Raw genomic sequence first — 24,715 nt, forward strand, 5'->3', positions numbered from 1 at the left:
GCGGATAAATAAATTGATATTCCTTTTTAAAGTTAATGTGTAGGATAGCTGGCATTATAGATAAGAACCTGAATCAACTTGAGCTTGAGGATGGCGTACGAAAAATGTGCACTGCAATGCATAAAGGCGGACCAGATGGTGAAGGTTATCAATATTTTAACGAACTAAATTTTGCCTTTGGTCATCGTAGACTGTCCTTAATTGACCTGAGCGAAAACGGAGCCCAACCCATGAACTATGAAAACAAGTTGTGGATTACGTTTAATGGCGAAATTTATAATTATCTGGAATTAAAAGCTGATTTAGTAGAAAAAGGCTGCGCATTTAAAAATCAAACCGATACAGAGGTAATACTTGCGGGCTACAAGATTTACGGCACATCGTTTTTTAACGCATTAAGTGGCATGTTCGCTTTTGCGCTATTTGATAGTTCACTAGGAAAAACATACTTAGTTAGAGACAGCGCCGGTATCAAACCGTTATACTACTGTAAGGCAAATGAGGGACTTTATTTCGCATCTGAAGTGAAGGCCTTTAAAGCAATTAATTCGCAGTGGGCAGAAAACGAAGATTGGAAGATCTATTTCTTATTATTTGGTTTCGTTCCTGAACCTTACACTACGCTAAAAAATGTCTATAGCTTGCCTAAAGGTCATTATTTATGCTTAAACCATTATAATTCAACGGTTGAAATCATCAGCTTTTTGGCTCAGAAATCAGTTAACTCATCAGATACAAATGAAGCTTTATTGATCAAGGAGAAACTCGATAAGGCGGTAGAACGACACCTAATTTCGGATGCACCGATAGGCATTTTTTTAAGCGGAGGGATTGATAGCAGTTTACTTAGCCTTATTGCGCACCAAAAACACCTGAATAAAATTAAAACAGTAAGTATTAATTTTCAGGAAACAGATTTCTCCGAGTCAGTTTATCAAGATATCATTGTTAAAAAAATTGATAGCGAACATGTGAGCAAAATAGTAACGCTAGCCGATTTTGAAAAAAATATCGATCGAATTTTCCAAGATATGGACCAACCGTCTAACGATGGGATTAACTCTTGGTTTGTGAACGAAATAGCAAGTAAAAGCGGATTGAAAGCAGTGCTATCAGGCATTGGCGCCGATGAAATTTTTGGAGGATATCCATCTTTCAAAAGACATGGGATGATTAAATTGCTCAAAAAATTTCCGAGATTCCTGTTAAAAAGTGCGAAATATCTACCTGGTGATAAACTGAGGCGCATTAGCTTCCTAGCTCTTAAGAATCCAGTAGGCGAGTATCTTTTTTTACGTGGTTTCTATACTTCCAATATCGTAAGTAAATTACTGGGAGTACCAGAAGAGAAAATCAATACGCTGTTAGAAAATTACAAATTGGACCCAGCAGTAGATCAATTAAATGCCGAAGACAGAATTTCTTGGTTCGAGACCAATGTATACATGCAAAATCAGCTGTTAAAAGATACAGATTACATGAGCATGGCCCACGGCATAGAAGTTAGAGTGCCGTTTTTGGATAAGGAGTTGCTTAATGCAGCCACTAGTTTAGCCACTGAAAAGAGGTTTAAAAAGCAACCGAAAGGCCTGCTAATTGAAGCATATAAAAATATCTTACCCGAAGCAATTTGGAATAGGCAGAAAAAAGGTTTTACTTTTCCATTTCAAAAGTGGTTTTTTAGTTACGAGCCAATGCTAACCGAAAGTAATTACTCGGCAAATGAGCAAGCTTTAAAACTGGTAAAGCAATTTAAGCAAGGGAAGTTACACTGGTCCAAATTATTTGCTGTTTATCAAATTTTCCATCGTGCCAAAAAAGGGTAATCATATCCTGTTTCTTAACTTATATACCTTTAGTTTAACTGGGGGCATTGAAAAAGTATGTAAGAACTTTATTGACGTACTGCATGACCTATTTGGGGATAAAGGATGGCATAGCCTGTCATTATACGATTGTACGAAAGACAAAGGCAAATTAAAGGCAAAAACCGTTAAAGGATTCAACAATAATAAATTGCTATTCTTCATCAGTAGCTTGCTGATTGGCATAAAAACAAACACAATCATCCTATCTCATATTAACCTTTTATTGATAGCCAAAGTAATTTCGTTGCTGAAACCCAATAATAGGATTATATTATTTGCCCATGGCATAGAGGTTTGGGGTGAGTTGCCAAAGTGGAAAGTAGATTTCCTAAACAAGAAGGCAGAAATTTGGGCAGTAAGTAACTTCACAAAGCAAATATTAATTGACAAGCAAGGCTTTTTAAAAAATAAAATTGTTGTTTTAAATAACAGTTTAGAGCCAAATTTGACCCTTCCCTCCGATTTTTCAAAACCGCTAAGCCTCTTAAAAAAATATCAGTTGGAAAAAGATTATCCAGTAATCTACACGCTTACAAGAATATCTTCAAACGAAAAATATAAAGGATATGACAATGTTATAAAGGCATTGGGAAAGTTAAAAAAAGAGGGAAAATATTACCACTATCTAATTGCTGGAAAGTCTGACACTTTGGAGAAGAAAAGACTGGAAAATCTTATTGCTGAAAATGACCTGAATGATGAGGTGAAACTTTTGGGCTACATTGACGAAAAAGATTTGAATGATCATTTTTTGTTATCGGATGTGTTCGCAATGCCCAGCAAGGGGGAAGGTTTCGGCATTGTATTTATAGAAGCTGCTGCTCACGGCTGTCAGGTAATTGCTGGCGATAAAGATGGAAGTACGGATGCCCTACTAAACGGAAAATTGGGTCGATTGGTAGACCCAGATGATGTAAATGCGATTGCCGTAGCAATTGAGCATGCCGTAGCTAATAAAAACCATCATCCTAAGTTGCAGCAGCAGCTTACCATAGAAAATTTTGGCTTTGAAACCTACAAAAACAAAGTAGCACAGCTGTTGACAGCAAATTAACACCATTCATAATTTTACATGAACAACCAACAAACATACGACTGGAGCATTGAGCCGCAAAACTCGCTGCTTGATCTAAAGTTAAAAGATACCTGGGCCTACAGGGATTTACTTTGGCTTTTAGTAAGAAGGGACTTCGTGTCTTTTTACAAGCAAACGATATTAGGGCCACTTTGGTTTTTTATACAGCCATTGCTCACTACAATCATCTTTACTTTCGTTTTTGGTAATTTGGCGGGTATCAGCACAGATGGTTTGCCGCAGCCTCTTTTTTACATGGCCGGCATTACTGCTTGGAATTATTTTGCTGATTGCTTAACCAAAACATCCACCGTGTTTAAGGACAACGCCAACATTTTTGGGAAGGTTTACTTCCCCCGTTTAATCATGCCATTGAGCATTGTGGTGAGTAACCTAGTGAGGTTCGGCGTACAGTTTTTACTGTTTTTAATGGTAATGGCCTATTACTTTTTCATAGCAAAGGCAAATTTTGAGATTACTTGGGCCATCAGCCTCTTCCCTATTGTGGTTATCCTAATGGCATTACTAGGCTTAGGTTTAGGCATGCTAATTTCAGCTATGACTACTAAATATCGCGATTTAGCTTTTTTAGTAACCTTTGGGGTACAATTGTTAATGTACGCTACCACGGTAATTTACCCGCTAAGCACAGCCATTCAAAACTATCCCAACTATTCTTGGATCATCGAATATAATCCAATGACACCGCTCATTGAAACTTTTAGATACGGTTTTTTAGGCAAGGGTGCTTTTAGCTGGGCTTCCTTTGGCTATACTGCGGGCATCACTGTAGTAATTTTGCTTGCCGGAATAGTGATATTTAACAAAGTAGAAAAGAATTTCGTAGATACGGTTTAACGCCAGACCAATTGGATTTGCTGCCGAAAATAAGCATTGTAGTACCAAGTTATAACCAAGGAAAGTACTTGGAAGACACTTTGCTTTCCATTATCAAGCAAGATTATCCAAACTTGCAGTTAATTGTGATTGATGGCGGGAGTACCGATCAAAGTTTGGCTGTAATTCAAAAATACGAGCATCAAATTAATTATTGGGTAAGCGAAAAAGATAAAGGACAAAGCCATGCCATCAATAAAGGTTTGTTAAAAGCCGACGGTGAATTGGTAAGTTTCTTAAACAGTGATGATTTGTTGACACCAAATGCTTTGTTTGAAGTAGCGAAGCTTTATTCGAAGGATAAAAAGCAAATCATTACGGCAGCATGGTTAGAGGGTACCGACCTCAATAATACGATAACAAGAGAAGTACTATCACCCTTAACCATCGAAAACTTCATTTTAAAAGTTGGGCTATTTGGGCAACCAGGTACATTTTGGACCAACAACAAACAACTTTGTTTTGATGAAGACTACCATTTCTGTCTTGATTTCGAGTTTTTTTATCGCTTATTGCGACACGGTTATGAAATGGTTATAGCAAAAACACCTTTGGGATTTTTCAGGGCTCATCCTGATGCTAAAACTGCCTTAAAACAAGATATTAAATTCAAGGAAATCATTAAGTTTCTTGAAACCAACATCAAGTTTCATCAAAATATCAGTTCCAGTATATTGGCTTTAACCGCAAGAAGTAAAAGATCGCTTTACCGACTAGAGCTATTAAAAAGCTGGAACCATAATAAACTGAACTTTTGCGCTACTTTATGGTCGGCATTAAAGTATGACCCTCGCATTTTAATTAGAGGCATCTGATGAATTCCAATATCGCCTTAAAAGCTATCGACATAAGTAAAGCCTACCAATTGGGAGAAATTGGCACAGGAACCATCAGCAGAGATTTGGAACGTTGGTGGGCCAAAGTTAGAGGCAAGGCTGATCCCCTAGCGAAAATTGGTGAAGTTAACGACCGAACCAAATCCGCTAATACTGAAATAATCTGGAGCTTAAAAGATATCAACTTTGAAATTGAGCAAGGCGAGGCGATTGGTGTTATTGGACCTAACGGTGCGGGAAAAAGTACCTTACTTAAAATACTTAGCAAAATTACGTCGCCTACCACAGGAAAGGTAGTAGGACGTGGACGCATTGCATCTTTACTAGAGATTGGTACCGGCTTTAACCCCGAATTAACGGGGAGAGAAAATATTTTCCTTAACGGCTCCATACTTGGTATGCGAAAAGCGGAAACGCAACGTAAATTAGATGAAATAGTTGATTTTGCCGGAGTTGCAAAATACTTGGATACGCCTGTGAAACGCTACTCATCAGGCATGTATGTTCGATTAGCCTTTGCGGTAGCAGCACATTTGGAAAGCGAAATTTTATTGGTAGACGAAGTGCTAGCCGTTGGCGATGCCGAATTTCAGGCTAAGTGCCTCGGAAAAATGGAGAGCGTAACTAAATCCCAAGGACGTACCATACTTTTTGTAAGTCATAACATGGGCAGCATTGGCGAACTTTGCCAAAAATCCATTTTATTGAACCAAGGACAACTTAAACGATTTGACCAAACCAATTTAGTTATTAGTGAATATCTTAGCAGTGAGTTTAGTGAATATCCACAATGGGAAAAGCTAAACGAACGTTATTCCAGTCCTTTTTTCGATTTATTAGCTTTTCATTTGGTGGACAGTAATAAAACGCAAAATTTAACAGGAGTTGTAAAAAATGATGATGTTGGCGGTGTTTACGTTAAGTTTGATGTTAAAGAGTTACATCCAAACCTTTGCTTTGGTATTGCGCTATACACCCAACAAGAACAGCTGCTTTTTTGGTCTTACCAAACTGACAAAGCTCAAAACGAATGGGTACAGCCACCGCTAGGTACTAACGAAGTTATTATTTGGATGCCTAAACGTGTACTGAACGAAGGTGTTTACAAAATCAAGATTATCGCTAGCTTACATTTTATCAAGTGGATTATTTTACCTAAAGAAGCGCCTCATATTAACCTTCAAATAGTGGGTGGTTTAAGTGAATCGCCTATTTGGAATGATGCTAGGCCAGGAACTTTAGCTCCGGTACTTGATTTTGAGAGAATTTAAATTGTGAAGCTGAAAAAACCCAACGTAATTAAGTCAACTATTTCTGGTTTGGTAACTACCTTATTTACTAAAATGAAGGAAAGTACCGAACACAGTAGCATTCTAAAACAATATCAAGCCTTTTTAAAATCTGGCAATACTGACCAAGCGTATAGGTTTCAGCATAGTAATGATACTTTTTATCCATGCTTTGGAGATGATACAGCGACAACAGATTTTGAGCCCCATTATACCTATCATCCCGCTTGGGCGGCTAGGATCTTAGCAAAAACATCGCCTAAAAAACACATCGATATTTCATCAACACTTAAATTTTGTTCAATCGTTTCGGCATTTATCCCGGTTGAATTTTACGACTACAGGCCGGCGAAGCTTAAACTTGAAGGCCTAGCTTGTAAAAAAGCAGATTTATTGAACTTACCATTTGCTAATGATAGCGTTGATTCGCTTTCTTGTATGCACACCATAGAGCATATTGGTTTAGGTAGATATGGTGATGAAATTGATTATGATGGAGACCTTAAAGCCATCAAAGAGTTGAAACGGGTATTGGCACCCAACGGAAACCTGCTAGTTGTTGTGCCAATAGGCAAGCCTAAAATTGAGTTTAATGCGCATCGCATTTATGCTTACGCTCAAATAAGCAGCTATTTCAACGATTTAAATTTGGTGGAATTTGCCTTAATTCCTGATAATTACCAGGAGCAGGGAATAATAGTAAATGCAACTGAAGCAATGGCTGATGAGCAGCATTGGGGCTGTGGTTGCTTTTGGTTTAGAAAATGATTAGTGTGCAAATACACGGCGGCTTAGGAAATCAACTGTTTCAATATGCGTTTGTATATGCTGCATCCCGGAAGTTAAACACCAATTTCTATTTAGACGAAAGTATTGACCTATTTAAATGCGGACAGTACTTCAACATAAAAGAAGCTAAAACACGTGTTTGGCTAAGAAGAGTTTACCGTTTAAAAGGCATGCACAAGCTGCTGTCGAAAATTAAATTCGCCTATTTTAAATCCTTATCGGGAAAACATCAACTCATTAACATTAATTTAGATCAAAGCTTACCCGCCGAAAAGGAATTAACAAAATTGCGAGATAATGCACTTTTCATTGGTTTCTTTCAATCTGAAAGTTATTTTAAGGCACAGCGGGAAGAACTTTTAGCTAGGTTTGAAATTAAAAAGAGCTATCAACAAGTCTTTAAAAAATCGTTAGAAAAATTAAATGGCAGTCAAAAACTGGTTTGTGTACACATTAGGCGAGGAGATTACCTTCAACATCAGTTAGACTTGCCTCTCAACTATTACAAAGAAGCGATCGCACTGATCAGTCATCCAAATAATCACTATGTGTTTATCTCTGATGATCCGTTGTTTGTGACCCAAAACTTTGCAGAAATTGAAAATAAAACGGTGTCCACTGAAAATGAAATTATCGATTTTCAGTACTTGACCAATAGTGATATCAATATCCTATCCAACAGCTCGTTTAGTTGGTGGGGCGCTTACTTAAACAAAAACAACGCCTTTACTATTGCACCAAAAAACTGGCTGGGTAAAACCGAACAATATCCATTTAACATCACCCTAGAACGTTGGAAACTAATTTAGGTACTGAAACTGATTTGGCTCCATTGGTATTGTTCGTTTATCAAAGGCCACAGCACACCAAAAAAGTACTAGCTGCTATCGCTAACGATCCACTTGCAAAAAAAACCGTACTATACGTTTATTCAGATGGGCCCAAGCCATCGGCAACTGTAACTGAGCAAGAAAACATAGCAGAAACAAGAAAGCTTGTAGAAAATTTTAAAGGCTGTAAAGAGGCACATCTATATTTTAAAACACAAAATGAAGGCTTAGCCAAATCAATAATTAATGGGGTAAGCGAGGTGGTGAAAAAGCATGGAAAAGTAATAGTGCTTGAAGATGACATTGTAATTTCGCCTCTTTTCCTAACTTATATGAATGAAGCCTTGGGTATTTATGAACGTGATGAGCAAGTGATGCATATCAGCAGTTTTGTACCACAGCGCAAAGGAATAGAAAAACTACCCGAAACTTACTTTTTAAGATTTATGAGCTGCTGGGGATGGGCCACTTGGGAAAGAGCATGGAAACAAAACATCACCGACAGCCAGGCACTATACAAAAAACTGAAAAACAACAGTTTAATCAAAAAATTCAATATAGATAACACCAGTGGGATGTCTACTATTTTGATGCAAAATATTCAAAAACGCATTGACACTTGGGACATCAATTGGTATGCTAGCATCTTTATAAAAAATGGTTTGTGCTTATACCCAAAACAATCTCTTTGTGCGCAAATAGGGCTAGATGGTTCTGGTGTTCATTGCGGTTTAGATGACCTCAATTTATACCATGTTACTTTTCCAAGCAACATAAAGGTTCAGCGTATCGAACTATCGGAAAACGCCTATGCCTTTAACTATTTAAAGAAATTTAATGTATACGGCAATCTTTATGGATTATCTGCAGCAAGACACTATTTGCGGTCAATTAAGGCCAAAATTTTAAAGTCGCTTTGAAAATTACCCACATCATAACGTCTATTGAAGGCGGTGCTGGTAAAGCCTGTATCAATCTTCACAAAGCATTATTAGCTGAAAACTTTGATTCTAAGATACTGCATTTGTATGGCGATGCAAAAGGGCAATCAGGTATTTTTAAAGTAAAATCGGCCAATTCGTTTTTAAGAAGAATACTTCGAAAGTTAGGTTTGTCTAAACGCAAAGAAGATTTGGTCACCAAGCAAATCAAGGCAATTGGTGGTAATTATCAAACCGTATCGTTACCTTATAGCAGCTACAAATTACATCTGCATCCTTTGGTAAAGCAAGCAGATATCATCCATTTGCATTGGGTGGGAGATTTTGTAGACCTTGACAGTTTTTTTGCTGGTGTGCCGCAACCTATCATCTGGACCTTACATGATATGAATCCAATTGAAGGGATTTTTCATTTCGAAAGTGACCAGCTGGCCAATCCTAAATTGGCTACCATCGACCAAAACATTAGGCAACAAAAAAAGCAGCTAATTGAAAGCCGTAAACCTCATTTAGTGGTGAGTAGTTTACTTAGCAAAAAGAAAGTTAGCAAAAAAGGATTCAATTGCCCTATTCATGCTATTTCTTGTGTTATAGCTACTGAAAAATGGTTCGCTATTCCCAAGCCTGAAGCGAAAAAGGCATTGGGTTTGAACGAAGATTGCCTTACCATAGGTTTTGGTGCGCAATCACTTACGCTTCCTTTTAAAGGCTACGAATTATTTTGCAGCGCTTTAGGCCAACTGATGGAAGAGCAACAAATGGAGATTCAGCTACTTACTTTCGGCGAATACGAAAGCACAAGTGTTCGGCCCGTTGCCTCAAAGGTTAGGCATTTAGGAAAAATTGACGATCAACAACAGCTGAACACTGCGTATGCCGCAATGGATATCTTAGTGGTCCCATCAGCCGAAGAAAGTTTTGGGCAGGTAGGTGTTGAAGCCCTACTTTGCAATACGCCAATTGTAGCCACGGCTACCGGTGCAATGCCAGAGTATGTTACTTTTCCAAGTTCTACATTTGAGGTAAACCAAGTTGACCAACTGAAACAACAACTGCTTAACACTATAGCACTGGTTAGCGCTGAAGATGTTTCACTAAAAAACATCCGCACAAATATCATCAATTGGTATGCAGAAGCTAACCCAGTGAAAAAACATATTGAACTATATCAAACCTTAACGGCTTGATCCTATTAATAAATAATTTAATTTTGACCATTCAAACGCCCAGCTCTTTACTATGATCATTTTTAGCAATCAGATTAAAGCGGCGGGTATCCTATACAATGTGCCTTATTCTTCTACCAAAGGCCATAGTTCTATTTCTTAAAATCGAAAGATGAACTAAATCATCCACCTATGAAAATATCGGCCGCCGACTTAAAAGCGTAACAATAAACAACACTTAGCTACCCCTACTCCAGATTATTTGGGTATGGGAAAAAATCAGAAGTAACAAGAGATCACATGTCTAACATTGCTATAAAAGCAGAAAACCTATCTAAAGCTTACCAGCTTGGTGAAATAGGCACTGGCACCATCAGCCGCGATTTGGAGCGTTGGTACGCCCGTATCCGTGGCAAAGAAGATCCATTTTTGCGAATAGGAGAAACTAACGACCGCACAAGTAAAGGCACTTCGGATATTGTTTGGAGTTTGAAAGATATCAACTTCGAAATTGAGCAAGGCGATGCTGTGGGCATTATCGGTCGTAACGGAGCTGGCAAAAGCACTTTATTGAAAGTACTGAGCAGGGTAACCTCCCCTACTGCTGGCAGGATTACGGGTAAAGGTCGCATTGCTTCATTATTGGAAGTAGGTACCGGGTTTCATCCCGAGCTTACCGGCAGAGAGAACATTTACCTTAACGGTGCTATTTTGGGCATGCGTAAAAAGGAAATCACCCGCAAGTTTGATGAAATTGTGGACTTTGCAGGTGTAGAGCGCTACATTGACACCCCGGTGAAGCGCTACTCGAGCGGTATGTATGTGCGCCTGGCGTTTGCCGTTGCCGCCCATTTGGAAAGCGAAATTTTAATTGTGGATGAAGTACTAGCCGTTGGCGATGCGGAGTTTCAAAAGAAATGCTTAGGTAAAATGGGAGAAGTAAGTAAAGGCGAAGGCAGAACGGTACTTTTTGTGAGCCATAATATGGGGAGTATAGAGCAACTTTGTAATAAATCAATTGTACTTTCGAAAGGGACAATCGAATACTCTGGCGATACGCACAAATCTATTGAACATTACATCGCTTCTAACAATAAAAAACTTCTTTATAAGCGTGTAGGGAATCAGAGCTCAATAATCAATAATTTTCATTTTGTCAATCACAATGGACAAATTACTAATCAGCTTTCTTTAGGACAGCCCGCTGAGCTTGTTCTCGATCTAGATTTGGCAAAAAGTAAATCCAGTTATGAGATAGGCATAAATTTTAAAAATCAATTTGGCGAATTAATCTCTCATTTAACTAGCCAAGATAATCAGCTCTTAATCAATTTTGAGACTAAAAAAATAATTATAAAAATCAATTATATCAGTTTTACCCCTGGATCATACCTACTAGACATCTATCTCCTAAACAGCAATGAAATTTGTGATGGCTACGAAGGAAAATATGAATTAATTGTCGAAAACTCAACTAAAGCCTTGAGACCGGGAGGTTTCCCTTCTCACGTAAAATTTTTTACTCCCTCCGAATGGAAATGCCTTTAATATACGACTGTTTTATATTCAATAAAGAACTTGACTTATTAGAACTACGTTTAGAATTTCTATATGATTATGTCGAAAAATTCGTCTTGGTAGAATCAAGTCAAACACTATCAAAAGAAGAAAAGCCACTTTTTTTTGCTGAAAACATTGAACGTTTTGAAAAATACTTAGACAAGATTATTTATATCGAATGTCCTAAAAAGGAATTTGATAGCGCTTGGGATTACGAATACTTTCAGCGAGATTTTATAAAACAAGGACTAAAAAACTGTAAATCGGATGATATAATTTTGATTTCTGATGTTGATGAAATCCCTAACATCCCAGATATTATTAATTCATTTGATTTAACGCAGACTTACTTAATTGAGATAGCAGTTAGCTACTACTTCTTCAATTTACAATCTCATTATAAATTTGCGTTTAATTTATGGGGGCCTTACGCTAAAATCAAAGATATAAATCTGGGCAACCGCGAAACTTATAGCGGTATAACGACTAATATTATAAGGAATAACAAAAACTTTATTGCCGGATGGCATTTTAGTTTTTTATTCGGAACTGATATTGATATGTATATCAATAAAATTAAAAGTTTCTCACACCAGGAGTATAATACCGATTACTATTTGAATCGAAAAAGAATATTGCTAAGTGTTTTGGGAGGTGTTGATATCTTCGAAAGAAAGTCTGTCCAGTTTTTCGCAGTTCCCCTAGAGAAAGCCGTAACGAAGTTGTTGTTAGAAAAGATAAACAAGCTAAATCTTGACAAAACCTTTAATTATAAAAAATATTTTTTGCTTAAAAGCCTGTGTCATCCAATCGGTTTAAAATATTTTTTTCAATTAAAAATGTTTCCAAAAATTAAACGAAAAATTAAACTCGTATTTAAATGATCAAGCAAAATATCCAGCATTTTTTAGGAAAAATATTGTTTTATATGGGGGAAAAATGTATAAAACCTCTTATTCTCAATTATAGAAATACCGTTTTAAAAAGACAACTAAAAGGTGTTGGGGAAAATTTCTTTGTAGAATCAGATCATAAAATCTTAAACCCACACTATATCTCAATAGGAAATAATTTTTACGCATGGAATCAATGTAGAATTGAAGCAATTGATTCGTATTATAAAGAAAAATATCAACCAACTATAATGATTGGAGAAAATGTCAGTATAGGACCCTACTTTCATTTGGGCTGTATCAACCAAATAATAATTGGGAATAACGTTCTAATTGGAAGTAAGGTATTTATTACAGATCACACACATGGAAAGGTGGATAAATTAAAAGACTTAGATCTTCCGCCTGAAAAAAGAAAATTAGCGAGTAAAGGTTCCGTAATAATCGGAGAGTCTACCTGGATAGGCGACGCTGTATGTATTCTTTCGGGCGTTAAAATTGGCAAAAATGTAATTATCGGTGCAAATAGTGTTGTTACAAGAGATGTTCCAGACAATGCAATTATTGGTGGGGTTCCTGCAAGATTAATTCGGATTATAGATGGAAAATAAGGTTACAGTAGATATCATTATTCTTAGTTACGCAAAAAATGATTTTTTCAAAGAAATCACAGAAAATGCTGTAAACACTATTAACTCTGCTAACGATTCATATGAAAAAAAAATAATAGTTGTAGAATCAAACTCTGGATTAAAAGGATATCAATATCCGTTTACAAACACTATTTACCCAAATACCAAGTTTGGATATAACAAATTTATAAATATTGGCTTAAAGCATTCGAATGCTGATTTCGTATGTATAGCAAATAATGATCTTACATTTGATAAAGAATGGTTAAATAACATCATTGAAGCTTTCAATAGAAACCCAGAACTAGCTAGTGCCTCACCAATATGTCCAGAAAATCATAAGAAATATCAAATCTTTCCGAATTCGGGAATTTATGAAGGTTATAGAACTGCGATAGAATTATCTGGATGGTGCTTAGTATTCAGAAGAGAAATACTGAAGTTCAACTTATTCGACAACAACCTAAGTTTTTGGTATTGTGACAACGACTATGCTAATACTCTTAAGAAAAATAATCTAAAACATGCACTTGTAACTAAATCAATAGTTCACCATTTAGAGAGTATTACTTTAAAAGGAGAAAGCCCCAAAAAACAAAGTCAATTAACTTTTAGAGAGAAAATATACTTTGATTATAAATGGGAGCATAAGAACTGGAAAAAATATAAATACCGACAACTAAGATTTGACTATCCATTTTTTCGAAGAATGATAGATAATACCATTAATTTATTTAAAACAGCCGTGAAACTTTGGAAAAAATAGATGTAATACTTCCTGTATATAACTGTGAGCATTACTTGGAGAAATCGCTGAATAATTTAAAAAATCAATCATTTGTCCATCTAAACATTTTTGCTATAGATGATTGCTCTACCGATCAATCTTTTAACGTTTTAACAAGTAAGAGTAGTCCAAACTTTTTTGCCTCAAAAAATCACGAAAACCTAGGCAATTTAAAAACGATTAATAAGCTTTTATCTAAAACAAAGAATTCTTACATAGCTTTTCAAGATGCTGATGACTGGTCAGAGTCTACTAGATTAGAAAAACAGCTTAAATTCTTATTAAAAAATAATTTAGATTTTTGTTTCACCAATTACTACAAAACAAATGAACATGGCGACAAACTGCTACATTCTCTAGAGCTAGAAAGCGATGTTATTTTAAGAAGTGATAATGCAGTAAAATATCAAGACCAAATTTGCTTTGCCTCAATTTTAATGAAGAGGAATGTATATGAAAAAATTGGTGGATTCAACGAATATTTCAATGGAATAGGTGGAGCCGATATCGAATGGTACTATCGAGCAATAAAAGCTGAGTTCAAAGCGGGCATCTTAAATTCTCCACTTTATTATTATCGGAATAATCCTCAATCTTATACGAGTACTGTCTCATTGGATCCGAGAAAATATATATCAACTTCAATAGCAAGATTCAGCTACGAAGAAAATATCCATCTTGATAATAATTCTGGTGTTGAGAAGAAAAAATTGAATGACTTTATATCTACTGAGTTGAAGAAAATTGGATTTTCAAAGAAAGAAAATTTAAGAAAGTATATTGTTCAGACTGTCAAAAAACATCAGTATTTAAAATCTCTCGTTCTCGTATTACATTACTTAGTTATCAGGCCGTTGTCTCTTAAAGATTTTGCAATAATCAAGTATATAATATACCATATGAAACATGAGCAAAGTTAAAATATCAGTTTTGATGTGCCTTTATAATGCGGAAGATTTCGTGGAGCAAGCGATAAACAGCATTATAGATCAATCCTTTAATGAATGGGAACTGTTAATAGGAGATGATTGCTCAACTGACAGAAGTTTAGAAATAGCGGAGCACTTTGCTTCGAAAGACGATAGAATAAAAATCTTTAAAAATGATAAAAATTTGGGCTATTTGTTAAACACAAATAGTCTTTGGCACAAAGCGCAAGGTAACTATATAACATTTCAAGATGCAGACGACTGGTCGGATAAAAATAGACTTACTTTACAGTATAATTTTATAAGAGAAAAACAGATTGACATATGTTCATCGAATTTTATGCGAGTGAATTTAAAGGGTATTAAGACGTCTGTAGGGAGCATTGAAGCAAGAGAAAAGTTAACTTATAGCGATCTATATTCAGAATTTGCAAGACATCGAAAACTTCCGGTATTCACTGGATCACTTTTTTTAAATAAAAAAGTCAGCGATGAAGTTGGTATGTATAAAAGCTTTTTCTCGAGGAAATGTGGAGAAGACGCAGATTGGATTTTAAGGGCATCTAGATCTTTTAAAGTTGGGACACTTCCTGAAATTCTGTATTTCTATAGAGAAAACCCGAGAGGAGTGACTCAAAATATCTCAATAGATAGCCTAGTAAATAATGATTTAATATTTAACATACACGAAAAATATATTAATTACGGAATTGATTTACTTGAAGATGATTATGCTAACGACCTGATTCAAATAGAAACACGCTTAAAGAGGAAATACGTAAAGGATATTTCTTCAGTTTATTATGAAAAAGTAAAAAACGGAATATACCATCAACTTTGGCTTTTTTCCCTAAAGAATATCTTACTAGCAATTAAAGCAAAACCATTCCGTTCTATTTATTATAGAACATTGTTTTTTATTTTAAAAAGCTCATTAAAAGTAAAAAGCAACAGATAACAATATCTTGTTATCTGTTTTTAAGTTCATTTCCTTCGTTAAAATGTTGACTTCCAGACAGTGTGATATGCAAAAAAAAAATCCAAAAGTACTTTCAATAATCGTTACTTACAATGCGCTAAGAAATGATTGGATTAACCTTTGTTTATCTTCTTTAGGCAAATCTGAAGAACCTACCGATATCATAGTTGTAGACAATGCTTCTACCGACAACACTGTTGATTATATTAAAAGTCATTTTCCTGTAGTCGATGTGCACCAATCAAAAACTAATTTAGGATTTGGTAGTGCAAATAACATCGCTCTAAAAAAATGTCTAGAAAGAGACTACGATTTTGCATTTCTGTTAAATCAAGATGCCTGGATCGACAAAAGCACTATAAAACTTTTAGTTTCAGTAAGTTTGGCGGAACCAAACTTTGGCGTTATCAGCCCTATACATTTGAATGGTGATGGATCGAAGTTAGATAAAAACTTCAGCAACTGCTTAACGCCTCAAAAATGCAAGGGTTTTTTAGATGATGTATATTTCAATAGAGTAAAAGACAATATCTACGAGGCAGAAACCTCTAATGCTGCCGCTTGGCTAATTACTAAAGAATGTATTAAAAATGTAGGTGGATTTAGCCCTACTTTTTTTCACTATGCCGAAGATGACAACTATCTAACTAGAGTCAAATTCCATAGTTTCAAACACGGTATTTTCGCAAAAGCGGTAATATATCATGATAGGGAAGACAGGAAAGTCAGTCTTACGTTGAAAAATGAAATTGATGGGGAGATAAGAAAAATGTTATTACTATTTTCTGATCCAAATTTGAAAAAAAAATATGCTTTGTTTTCGATAAGTCTTATAAAAGAAATATTGAGATATTTTCTAATTGGCGATTTTAGAAACGTGAATGTACGTTACAAGCTGTTAACATACTTATTTAACAAAAGAAATAATATCATTAGAAACAAAATGATTACAAAAAAATCAGGACCTTCTTTTCTATAATTTGCCCTCTTAAAAAATGACAAACTTAATTATAACCTCTGGAAATAGCAGAAACTATAACCAAATAGAAAACTTTATTTCTTCCCTAAGAAAAAATGCAAATTATGATGGGCTAATTGCAGTTTGTGACAATGAAATAAGTGGAGAATGGGATAAACCCGGCACATGGTTAAGAGAGGGTTCATTTACGCAAGAACAAACAGGAACTATAAAAAGCTGGGGTGCACAAATATTTACCTTACAAGATTTAATCTCAAATAATGAAGTTGATGAGCATATTATTGAAAGCATTAAATCTCCTACACAACGATATCCATATAAATTTATATACAACTGCTTGATAAGCAAGCATTATTTAAATAAAGTTGATGCGGTTTTATATTTCGACAGTGACGTATACTTCCAAAAAAATATAGATCCCATATTTGATGTAATTGCTCTTGAAAAAATAAACGTGGTAAAGGAGTTTAATAAAATTAAAGATAACTACTATCTAAATAATTGGATTAAGTATTCCAACTTCGACAAGTTGAGCTCACAAGAACATTACTTATCTACTATGTTAAATGCAGATAATTATTGTACTGGATTCTATGGAGGCGGAATCACTGCATTCCACAATTTTAATTTACTGGCTTTATTAATCACCTCCAATAAATTTATTAATTTTTATAGTGATCAGCCTCTTTTTAATATTTTAACCTCATTTTTTAATTATCCAATTAATGAAATCAGCTACGAAAATTGCTTACATATTGGAGAACTTGAAGAAACCGCATACACTTGGCAAAATAAATACGTTTCATACAAAAATATAGTACCAATATCTGTCCATTTAAATGGAGGCAGGTACAATGAACTCGTAAAAGCAATGAACGGCGAGAAAGTACTTCCGCCAAAAAAAGATCTAATTAAAAAAATTAAATCAATAATTCGTAAAGTAATTAAACGTTGATTAAACCTCTTGTTTCTGTCTGCATACCATGTTTCAATGCAGAAAAATATCTTTTTGAAACTATTAATTGCTTAATTAGTCAAGACTATGAAAATTTAGAAATTTTAATTGTCGACGATAATTCTACAGATAGCAGTTTCCAGATAATAGAAAAATTAGCTTTAAAATTTGACAAAATAAGATATAAAAAATCCGTAAGAAAGGGAGCCGCTGCTGCTAGAAATCAAGCCTATGACTTGAGTAGCGGAGACTTTATCATATTTTTTGATGCTGACGATTTAGTGGAGCCAAAATTTATATCTAGTCAGCTACAAACATTGAACTTCAATATTGAAGATTGTGTTATCTCTTCATGGGGAAGATTTACAAAAACAAAGGAGACATTTTTGCTTGACAGCACGAGTGTTTGTAGAGATCTTTCTTTTTATGAGTGGATCATATACTACTGGTCAAATACGTCGAACATGACAATTCCAGGTAGAATATTGATACCGAGAAACGTTGTAGATAAGTCCGGTGGTTGGGATGAAAATCTTTCACTTAACGATGACTTTCAATTCTTCACGAATATTTTCAGTCAAGTAAAAACTATTAAATACAACAATGAGGGAAGACTATTTTATCGCTCTAATATTGACGGCCTATCTACAAAAACCCTTAGTTATGAGTCGCAACTATCAAACTTCAAATCAATAAATCAAGCTAGCGATATTGCACTATCAAAATTCAATGACATCAAAGTAAAGCAGGCTTGCGTGAACCTTTTTCAAAAATTCATTTTCGATATATATCCGAAGCATGCAAGTTTACAAAGATCAGCAAAACAAAAAATTGATTCGATTGGATTAACTCCTTCTATAAAATTCGTAAGCGGCGGTTTCACGAAAATTTTATCCTCTGTAATCGGCTGGAAAGCGACTAAGAAAATTAAATATCTTATCAAAGGACGATACTGATTAAAGCTCGATTTATGATTATTAATGTATTTACAATAAAATCTTTTGAGGAATTTGCTCATTTAACTAATAGCTATTGAAAAATATATCAATAAGTACAACAACTCACCTCTGCAATAATCCGAGACTTGTGAAAGAATTGTCTAGTCTTTCCGTGATGCCAAAATACAGAGTGGAAGTTATTTACTTTCTATTTGATTTAGAAAAAACTAAGTTTGATGAAGAGATTATTTCCAGATATCCTAACATAAAATTCCGGCCAATTTACTGGTATCGAAATACACCTTCAAGGGTATTAGGTTCAACCATGTCTAAGTTATTTAGAATAATTCACCAGTATTTCAAAATCTGTATTTGGCCAGAACAACAAATATTTCCCGGATACCTAAAATTATTACGTCAGATAAAAAAATCGGACGCAGCGCTTTATCACGGACACAATTTGGGATCATTAGCTGCAATAGTTAAAGTAGCTAAAAGAAAAAATAAAAAGGTAATTTTTGATGCGGAGGATTTTCACCGAGGAGAAGCAAGTAGCTTAAATCTGATGCATAGGTTAACTCTTTGTGTTGAAAACAAATATATCTCCAAACTTGATACCTTGATTAGTGCAAGTCCACTAATTACCAAAGAATATCAAAAATTATATCAAAATATCAACCACGTTAATATCAATAACGTATTTGATATTAACACTCATAAAAAAACCGTCAAGTCAAAATTTGAATTAAATTGTGTATGGTTTTCTCAAGTTGTTGGATTAGATAGAGGATTACAAGATATCATAAAAGCGATTAATGAAGTAAAAATAGGAAGTATTAAGTTAGATATTATAGGCAGCGTTGACGAACATACTAAGTATACACTTCTATCATTAAATAAGAATCCTTTACACGAAATCAACTTCATCCTGCCGCTATCTCCTACGGCGCTAGATAGCATACTTGTGAACTACGAAATTGGTATCGCTTCTGAGACCTCGCCCAATTATAATCGAGAAATTTGCTTAACAAATAAAATATTTCAGTATATAACAGCAGGCCTTGCAATTTTAGCATCCAACACCCATGCACAAGCAAATTTAATGGAAGAAACACCAGGTATAGGATTTGTCTATCCACGGAATAATCACTTAGCTATCAATAAAATACTATGTAATTGGATTACCAACAAAGAGTTGCTTAGAGAAAATCAAAATAATGCAAAAAGTATCTCAACAGTTAAATACAATTGGCAAGTAGAACAAATGAAATTCCTTGATACTTTAGAAAATGTCATTTAAAAAAAAAATAGTCATCATATCTCCTCACTTCCCTCCTTCAAATTTAGCGGCAGTGCATCGGTCAAGATTATTTGCTCAGCATTTACCCGAATTTGGATGGGAACCTATTATTGTGACCGTTCATGAAAAATATTATGAAGAGGAATTAGATCCAAACTTGGAAAAGCTGCTCCCAAAAGAATTAAGAGTAGTAAAAACTAATGCACTTTCAACTAAACCAATTAGGATTATTGGAGATATAGGCATTCGTGGATTCTATTCAATGTATAAAACTACCGTTGAACTGATTATAAATGAAAAAGTAGATTTTCTCTACATTCCAATTCCTTCTCATTTTGCAGCTCTACTGGGACGACTGATTCATAAAAAAACTGGTGTTAAATACGGAATTGATTATATTGATCCTTGGGTACATCAATGGCCCGGAACAGAAAAAAAATTATCAAAACATTGGTGGAGCATGAAATTGGCTGAATGGTTAGAACCTTGGGCAGTTAAAAATGCATCACTCATCACCGGAGTTGCCGAAGGCTATTACAAAGATGTATTGGAGAGAAATCCTCACTTAAAAAAAAACAGCTTACAAGTAGCAATGCCTTATGGCGGTGAAAAGGAAGATATTAAAATACTAAAGAGCTTAAAATTAAAACCGTATCTCTTTGAAAAGAAAAACGGTGTAAAAGATTTTGTATATGGTGGCGCCATGCTGCCTAAAGCATTTCAACCTCTTGAAATGGTAATGAAGGCAATAGCTAACAACAAAGCTTTTTTTAAAGATGTGAGAATACATTTTATAGGATCAGGCAAATCTCCAAATGATCCAAATGGATACAATATCAGAGAATTGGCTATGAAGTACGGATTATGGGAAAGCATATTTTTTGAATATCCAAAACGGATTCCGTACCTAGATGTGTTGACACACTTAAATGCTTCAGAAGGGGCTTTTATATTAGGAAGTACAGAGCCACATTACACGCCTTCGAAAGTTTATCAAGCGGTTTTATCAGAAAAACCAGTGTTTGCAATTTTGCACAAAGATAGTTCAGCTTGTGAAATTATTACTAAAAGCAATGTTGGAACTACACTTACATTTAACGGGGAAAATGATTTATCAACTATCGAAGAACAATTGGTGCTTAAATGGGAAGAATATGAAAACTTTAGAAGTCAATATGACACCAAAAATATCAATTCAGAAGCTTTTGAACAATATTCTGCCTTTAGGGTAACGCAAATCTTAGCTAGTGAATTAGATAAATTATAATTACAGAAATATCTTTAGAAAATAGTAATTAACTGTATGAGATGAAAAAATTAGCAATAATAGTAACACATCCTATACAGTACTATGTGCCAATATTTCGGCGGCTATCAAAAAACTGCATTTTAAAGGTGTTTTATACTTGGGGGCCAGCAGGCATTAAGGCTAAACATGATCCTGGATTTGGAAAAATAATTGAGTGGGATATGCCCCTATTGGAAGGCCACAATTATGAATTGCTGGAAAATATTGCCGAAGAACCTGGTTCGCACCATGGAAAGGGGATTATTAATCCTGATATTATTCCGAGACTTAATGAGTTTGCGCCAGATACAATCTTGGTATATGGATACAGTTACCATAGCCACTTCAAAGTGATGCGCCATTTTAAAGGCAAAATTCCGATTTGGTTTAGAGGAGATTCCACACTGCTTGACGAAAACTCTGGACTAAAAGCTTTACTTAAACAGGTTTATCTGAAATGGGTATATAGTTATGTAGATAAAGCCTTTTATGTAGGAACGCAAAATCATGCTTACTTTAAACAATATGGCTTAAAGGAACACCAATTGATATTTGCTCCTCACGCCATTGATAACGAACGTTTTTCTGAAGATCGGACGCAAGAAAGCTTCGCCCTTAGAGAAAGATTAGGTATCGCCAACAACGATACGCTCATTCTTTTCGCCGGAAAATTAGAACCAAAAAAAAATCCAAGGCTGTTGCTAGAAGCTTTTATTTCATTAAATAAGGAACGAAAAACAGATGAAATGATACAGAATTTGCACTTGTTATTTATAGGTAATGGCGTGTTAGAAAAAGATTTAAAGTTACACGCTGATCAATTTAACCAACATTTTCCTTCAAGACAACGCAACATTCATTTCATTGATTTTCAAAACCAAACCCAAATGCCTGTAGCTTACCAAGCTTGTGATATTTTTTGCTTACCCAGCCAGGGGCCGGGAGAAACCTGGGGTTTAGCAGTGAATGAGGCTATGGCGGCGGGAAAGGCAATAATAGTTTCTGACAAGGTGGGCTGTGCAAAAGATTTAGTTAAAGCTAATTCAAATGGCTATATCTTTAAATCTGGAGATAAAAAAGATCTTGTAGAAAAAATATTGCTTATGATAGCAAGCAAAGAAAAAATGATAACAATGGGGCAAAACTCGAGTAAGCTTATTCAGGACTGGAGTTTTAAAAAAATTGCAGATACTTTATCAGAACAGCTTTCTCTTATTCCTTAAACACACGCATAAGCACTATTAACTAATGCCAAATATTTCCCCGAAGATAAGTGTAGTACTACCGGTATATAATGGTTCCGAATATTTAGAAATTGCTATCAATTCGGTTATCAAACAAAACTTACAAGATTTTGAATTCATTATTTGTGATGATTGCTCTACTGACAACAGTATGTCAATTATCAAAGCAATAATTAAAGATTTTCCTAACCGTATTACTTTACTACAAAACCAAACAAACCAAGGACTATTTAAAACACTAAATTTACTACTAAGTAATACAAGTGCCCCTTATATCCACCTTTGGGCTCAAGATGACATTATGAAGCCAGATTGTTTGGAAAAAGTATTGAATTTTCATTTAAGTCATCCTGAAATAAGCATGAGCTACCATCAGGTAAACTACGTAAATGAAAAAAATGAATTCGACAATTCCCCAATTAGCGACGGAACACCATCGATTATAGATAAAAGACGATATACAAAAACATCAGCATACTGGGGTTGTATGCCTGGTAACATAGCGAATGTAACTCTTACTAAGAATGCGATAATAAATTGCGGACTTTTTAACCATAATTTCACTGTAAGCGGAGATTTCGAATATTGGACAAGATTGGTTAATTTCCAACCCATTGGTTATTTAAAGGAACCATTGATATTTTTACGCAGACACGAAAAACAACTGAGCAGAAAGCCTAGCAGCATCTTGTATGCTATGAAAGAAGATATCCCTATTCATAAAAACTTAATTGACATGGCAGACCCAGCGGATAAGAAAGCTATAATTTGTGCATGGAGATGGAAAACACAAGTTAGGTATTTAAACGAAGCGCTATACTTAATATCTAGGAGAGAAAATTCATTGGCTAGGCAATGTCTAGGTATATTAAATGCCGAATTTAATTTAGTTAGCTTATCTCTCAGATGGGCTTTAATTAAAGTGATGAAGCTATTAAAGTGCTCTAATTGGTTTTATAAAAATGTACTCAAAACCTTGATTTAATCTAATAAACTTACAATTGGATAATAAATCTATATCTCTTAAAAAATTTAACATAGGCTTCCTTTTAGTGTTTTTGTGCCTGTTTTTTTTTGGTGAACAAAAGAATACGATTGAGCTGTTACTTAGTGTAAGTACCTTTGGAGTAATTTTGAACTTATTCTTTGTTCGACAGCCTATTATATTTTTTACGCTATGCTATCACGCTTTACAAGCCACTGCAAAGGTTTTCTATGCTGTAATAAATAAAACGTCAATCAATGAACTTGCAACTTATTCAAACAATGCAGACCTAGCGGAAGCTTCTAGATTGAGTTGCATCGGTTTGATCTTCCTTAGTTTCGCTATTTATATCGTGTTACCTGATATTAAACCAGCAGAAAAAAGAAATAACCTAAATATCAAAAAACTGCTTTTTGCCTACGGCGGTTGTATTGCACTAGGATACGTGGCGATGTCTATGGGACAACTAGGTGGATTATACCAGATTGTAAATAAATTAATTATTTTAAAATGGGGCATTTTTTTTCTAATTGTACACGTGGGCATTCCACAAAAAAAATACTACTTCATATATATCATAATTTTTGAAATCCTAATTAGTATAATTTCCTATTTTTCTACTTTTAAAGATGTTATTTTTGTGATGCTCATATCCCTCCTGATCTTAAACTTGGGATATCTCAAAATTAAACCTCGTGTTTTTATTCTATTGGCTTCCTTAAGTCTTTTTCTAGGTTTCACATGGCAAAACATCAAAGAAGATTACAGGCTTTTTTTATCTGCGGGAGAAAAAAGCCAAACGGTAAAGGTAGGCTTTGACGAAGCTTACGATAAAATTATCGATTTAGTGAATGAAAACCCTTACGATGCCGAACAAACTTTAAACAAAACTGTCGACAGAATATCTTATATTGACTATTTCGCCGAATCTATTAATTACATTCCATTAATAAAACCTCACACCAATGGTATGGTGTGGTTAGAAAGTTTATTGCACATCTCTCAGCCTAGACTATTGTTTCCGAACAAGAAGGTAATTGATGATTCGCAAAAAACAATGGAGTTTACCGGAATTATGTTAGCTGACGCAGAACAAGGAACATCAATTAGTTTGGGTTATGTGGCTGAAAGCTATGTAGACTTTGGCAAGTATTTATTCATCATTCCAATTATTTTGCTGGGTCTGTTAATCGGTTGGCTATTTAGGAAGTTGTTTCAAAGCAATATTAACACGATATACTGCTGGGCTCTGTCAATTCCTTTTTATTTTCAGTTTTACGGGCTAGAAATGGCATCTGAAAAAGTGTTGGGTTCCATTATCACATATGCCTTTATTGTGTTTATTATCGTTAAATATGGTAAAAAACAATTAGCTTGGTTAGAAAAATAATGGATCAACAACATGTTTTACGGTTTCATCACCATGTGGCTCGTATTCATTGTACTCCGCAAAATGCAAATATTGGTACCATCACGCTAGTTGAAAAGCATGGTTATTTAATGTGCTAAACAACAACAAAACATTCATAGCTTTTCAACGTTCAAACACTACAAC

Annotated in this window: 23 protein-coding genes; all 23 read left to right on the forward strand. The window is 34.9% G+C overall.

Going from position 1 to position 24,715, the window contains the following annotated elements; genetic code table 11:
- Positions 1 to 35: 35 nt before the first annotated feature.
- The 23 genes from asnB to DUT68_RS09630 all read left to right on the forward strand — a co-directional run bounded on the left by asnB (position 36) and on the right by DUT68_RS09630 (position 24,550).
- Entirely contained in the window at positions 36 to 1,826 is a 1,791-nt protein-coding gene (gene asnB / locus DUT68_RS09520) for an asparagine synthase (glutamine-hydrolyzing) (protein ID WP_113637877.1), read from the forward strand.
- Positions 1,810 to 2,922 (forward strand): glycosyltransferase family 4 protein, encoded by a 1,113-nt coding sequence (locus DUT68_RS09525; RefSeq protein ID WP_157960826.1) that lies wholly within the window; start codon positions 1,810 to 1,812, stop codon positions 2,920 to 2,922. Before asnB ends, DUT68_RS09525 begins: the two co-directional genes overlap by 17 nt.
- An 18-nt stretch (positions 2,923 to 2,940) precedes the next feature.
- A complete protein-coding gene (locus DUT68_RS09530) occupies positions 2,941 to 3,801 on the forward strand; it encodes an ABC transporter permease (RefSeq protein WP_113637882.1) in 861 nt (286 codons plus the stop codon).
- A gap of 17 nt (positions 3,802 to 3,818) precedes the next feature.
- Positions 3,819 to 4,655 carry a glycosyltransferase family 2 protein gene (locus DUT68_RS09535; RefSeq protein ID WP_198659564.1) on the forward strand — a complete coding sequence of 279 codons (837 nt, stop codon included), beginning with the start codon at positions 3,819 to 3,821 and terminating at the stop codon, positions 4,653 to 4,655.
- Entirely contained in the window at positions 4,655 to 5,947 is a 1,293-nt protein-coding gene (locus tag DUT68_RS09540) for an ABC transporter ATP-binding protein (RefSeq protein WP_113637886.1), read from the forward strand. The genes DUT68_RS09535 and DUT68_RS09540 overlap by 1 nt, the downstream gene beginning before the upstream one ends.
- Before the next feature lie 3 nt (positions 5,948 to 5,950).
- Complete coding sequence (locus DUT68_RS09545; protein WP_198659565.1) at positions 5,951 to 6,733, forward strand: DUF268 domain-containing protein; 783 nt, start codon at positions 5,951 to 5,953, stop codon at positions 6,731 to 6,733.
- Entirely contained in the window at positions 6,730 to 7,563 is an 834-nt protein-coding gene (locus DUT68_RS09550; protein ID WP_113637888.1) for an alpha-1,2-fucosyltransferase, read from the forward strand. Before DUT68_RS09545 ends, DUT68_RS09550 begins: the two co-directional genes overlap by 4 nt.
- Complete coding sequence (locus DUT68_RS09555; protein WP_113637889.1) at positions 7,548 to 8,504, forward strand: glycosyltransferase family protein; 957 nt, start codon at positions 7,548 to 7,550, stop codon at positions 8,502 to 8,504. Before DUT68_RS09550 ends, DUT68_RS09555 begins: the two co-directional genes overlap by 16 nt.
- Positions 8,501 to 9,712, forward strand: a complete 1,212-nt coding sequence (locus DUT68_RS09560) for a glycosyltransferase (protein ID WP_113637891.1) — start codon at positions 8,501 to 8,503, stop codon at positions 9,710 to 9,712. The genes DUT68_RS09555 and DUT68_RS09560 overlap by 4 nt, the downstream gene beginning before the upstream one ends.
- Before the next feature lie 279 nt (positions 9,713 to 9,991).
- On the forward strand, positions 9,992 to 11,239 hold the full coding sequence (locus tag DUT68_RS18325) for an ABC transporter ATP-binding protein (protein ID WP_157960827.1): 1,248 nt from the start codon (positions 9,992 to 9,994) through the stop codon (positions 11,237 to 11,239).
- Positions 11,224 to 12,135, forward strand: coding sequence for a glycosyltransferase family 17 protein (locus tag DUT68_RS09570; protein WP_113637893.1), 912 nt, complete (start codon positions 11,224 to 11,226; stop codon positions 12,133 to 12,135). The genes DUT68_RS18325 and DUT68_RS09570 overlap by 16 nt, the downstream gene beginning before the upstream one ends.
- The gene (locus DUT68_RS09575; RefSeq protein ID WP_113637895.1) at positions 12,132 to 12,755 is read left to right on the forward strand and encodes an LbetaH domain-containing protein; all 624 of its coding nucleotides are present in this window, start codon (positions 12,132 to 12,134) and stop codon (positions 12,753 to 12,755) included. Before DUT68_RS09570 ends, DUT68_RS09575 begins: the two co-directional genes overlap by 4 nt.
- The gene (locus DUT68_RS09580) at positions 12,745 to 13,542 is read left to right on the forward strand and encodes a glycosyltransferase family 2 protein (RefSeq protein WP_113637897.1); all 798 of its coding nucleotides are present in this window, start codon (positions 12,745 to 12,747) and stop codon (positions 13,540 to 13,542) included. Before DUT68_RS09575 ends, DUT68_RS09580 begins: the two co-directional genes overlap by 11 nt.
- The gene (locus DUT68_RS09585) at positions 13,530 to 14,483 is read left to right on the forward strand and encodes a glycosyltransferase family 2 protein (protein WP_113637899.1); all 954 of its coding nucleotides are present in this window, start codon (positions 13,530 to 13,532) and stop codon (positions 14,481 to 14,483) included. Before DUT68_RS09580 ends, DUT68_RS09585 begins: the two co-directional genes overlap by 13 nt.
- Positions 14,470 to 15,450 carry a glycosyltransferase family 2 protein gene (locus DUT68_RS09590; RefSeq protein ID WP_113637901.1) on the forward strand — a complete coding sequence of 327 codons (981 nt, stop codon included), beginning with the start codon at positions 14,470 to 14,472 and terminating at the stop codon, positions 15,448 to 15,450. The genes DUT68_RS09585 and DUT68_RS09590 overlap by 14 nt, the downstream gene beginning before the upstream one ends.
- Before the next feature lie 67 nt (positions 15,451 to 15,517).
- Positions 15,518 to 16,450: a glycosyltransferase gene (locus tag DUT68_RS09595; RefSeq protein WP_157960828.1), complete on the forward strand. Its 933-nt coding sequence runs from the start codon at positions 15,518 to 15,520 to the stop codon at positions 16,448 to 16,450.
- Positions 16,451 to 16,466: 16 nt separating this feature from the next.
- Entirely contained in the window at positions 16,467 to 17,405 is a 939-nt protein-coding gene (locus DUT68_RS09600) for a glycosyltransferase (protein WP_113637905.1), read from the forward strand.
- On the forward strand, positions 17,402 to 18,361 hold the full coding sequence (locus DUT68_RS09605) for a glycosyltransferase family 2 protein (RefSeq protein ID WP_113637907.1): 960 nt from the start codon (positions 17,402 to 17,404) through the stop codon (positions 18,359 to 18,361). The genes DUT68_RS09600 and DUT68_RS09605 overlap by 4 nt, the downstream gene beginning before the upstream one ends.
- Before the next feature lie 76 nt (positions 18,362 to 18,437).
- Positions 18,438 to 19,643 (forward strand): glycosyltransferase, encoded by a 1,206-nt coding sequence (locus DUT68_RS09610; RefSeq protein ID WP_157960829.1) that lies wholly within the window; start codon positions 18,438 to 18,440, stop codon positions 19,641 to 19,643.
- A complete protein-coding gene (locus DUT68_RS09615) occupies positions 19,633 to 20,910 on the forward strand; it encodes a glycosyltransferase family protein (RefSeq protein ID WP_113637911.1) in 1,278 nt (425 codons plus the stop codon). Before DUT68_RS09610 ends, DUT68_RS09615 begins: the two co-directional genes overlap by 11 nt.
- Before the next feature lie 41 nt (positions 20,911 to 20,951).
- Positions 20,952 to 22,154: a glycosyltransferase family 4 protein gene (locus DUT68_RS09620; RefSeq protein WP_113637913.1), complete on the forward strand. Its 1,203-nt coding sequence runs from the start codon at positions 20,952 to 20,954 to the stop codon at positions 22,152 to 22,154.
- A 25-nt stretch (positions 22,155 to 22,179) separates the two neighbouring features.
- Complete coding sequence (locus DUT68_RS09625) at positions 22,180 to 23,160, forward strand: glycosyltransferase family 2 protein (protein WP_113637915.1); 981 nt, start codon at positions 22,180 to 22,182, stop codon at positions 23,158 to 23,160.
- A gap of 352 nt (positions 23,161 to 23,512) precedes the next feature.
- The gene (locus DUT68_RS09630; protein WP_157960830.1) at positions 23,513 to 24,550 is read left to right on the forward strand and encodes a hypothetical protein; all 1,038 of its coding nucleotides are present in this window, start codon (positions 23,513 to 23,515) and stop codon (positions 24,548 to 24,550) included.
- Positions 24,551 to 24,715 lie beyond the last annotated feature (165 nt).

Source organism: Pedobacter zeaxanthinifaciens, assembly GCF_003313335.1.
Classification (GTDB): domain Bacteria; phylum Bacteroidota; class Bacteroidia; order Sphingobacteriales; family Sphingobacteriaceae; genus Pedobacter; species Pedobacter zeaxanthinifaciens.